At 74.1% G+C, this 1,432-nt stretch carries 1 protein-coding gene and 1 pseudogene; both read left to right on the top strand.

Annotated features, from left to right (window positions below; genetic code table 11):
* Positions 1–487: pseudogene (locus HUW36_RS32835) on the top strand (hypothetical protein); the annotation flags it as partial.
* Between the two features lie 72 nt (positions 488–559).
* Positions 560–1,432: mechanosensitive ion channel family protein (locus HUW36_RS32840; protein ID WP_246248442.1), on the top strand; the 873-nt coding region annotated here is incomplete at its 3' end.

Genomic DNA, 1,432 nt, shown 5'->3' on the forward strand with positions numbered 1-1,432 from the left:
GTTCGGCCCGGGCGTGCCGGCCACCCCGCCACCCCCGCCGGCCTGGCCGGTCGCGCCCCCGATCCGCCCGCCGCGTCCGGTCTGGCGGCGCGTCGTCTCGGTGCTGTCCACCGTGCTCACCGCCGCGCTGCTGGTGACGGTCGGTCTGTACCTGTGGCAGCGACTGCGACCGCTGGAGGTCGAACAGGTCGCGGTGGCGGTGCCCCGCCCGCCCGGCGTCGCGTGCGACGTGACCGTCGACGTGGTGGCCACGGTCCGCACCAACGGGCGCGCCGGCACGATCCGTTACCAGTGGTTCCGCTCCGACGCGCCGCCCGGCGCGCTCCTCAGCGAGCGGGTGGGCAGCGGGCAGCGGACCGCCACGCTCACCCTCAAGTGGACGTTCAGCGGGGTCGGCGCGACCACCGGGACGGCCACCGTCAACATCATCGAGCCCGCGCCGGTGCAGGCCGGCGCGCGGGTCAGCTACCGCTGCCCCGGCGGCTGACCGCGTTTCCGCGCGCGTGGGCCCGGGTAGCGCATCGGGAACGACACTGACCACATGCGTGGAGGCCCTTCGATGAGAGACAACTTCGGCGACGCGGTGGGCGACGCGTTCCGTTCGGTGATGCTGTTCCTGCCCAAGGCGGTCGCGTTCGTCGCCATCCTGGTGGTCGGCTGGCTGATCGCCAAGGCCGTGCTCAAGCTGGTGGACAAGGTGCTGGAGCGGGTGCACTTCGACCGCGCCGTCGAGCGCGGCGGCATCAAGACCGCGCTGGCCCGGTCGAAGTACGACGCCAGCGACATCGTCGCCAAGCTCGCCTACTACGGGGTGCTGCTGGTCACGCTCCAGCTCGCGTTCGGCATCTGGGGCCCCAACCCCATCTCCGACCTGATCGCCGGCGTGGTCGCCTGGCTGCCCCGGGCGTTCGTCGCGATCGTCATCGTGGTGGTGGCCGCCGCGATCGCCCGCGCGGTGAAGGACATCATCTCCAGCGCGCTCGGCGGGCTCTCCTACGGCCGGGTGCTGGCCAACCTCGCCTCGGTGTTCATCCTCGGCCTGGGCGTGATCGCCGCGCTCAACCAGATCGGCGTCGCCACCGCGGTGACCACCCCGGTGCTGATCGCGGTGCTCGCCACCGTCGGCGGCATCCTGGTCGTCGGCGTCGGCGGCGGGCTGGTCCGGCCGATGCAGAGCCGGTGGGAGACCTGGCTGACCCGGGCCGAGCAGGAGTCCCGGACCATCGCCACCCACGCCCGCGCCTACCAGGCCGGTCGACGTGACGTGGCGGCCCGCCTGGCCACCTCCGACCCGTACGGCGAGGCGGAGCTGACCCAGCCGGTGGCCCGCGACGCCGAGGCGGACCGCACGCAGCCGGTGTCGGCGTACGCGGGCGCCGAGCCGACCCAGCCGGTGCCGGCGCGTACCGGGGCGGAGGCGACCCCGACGGCG

Source organism: Micromonospora maritima, from assembly GCF_902825405.1.
Lineage (GTDB): Bacteria > Actinomycetota > Actinomycetes > Mycobacteriales > Micromonosporaceae > Micromonospora > Micromonospora maritima.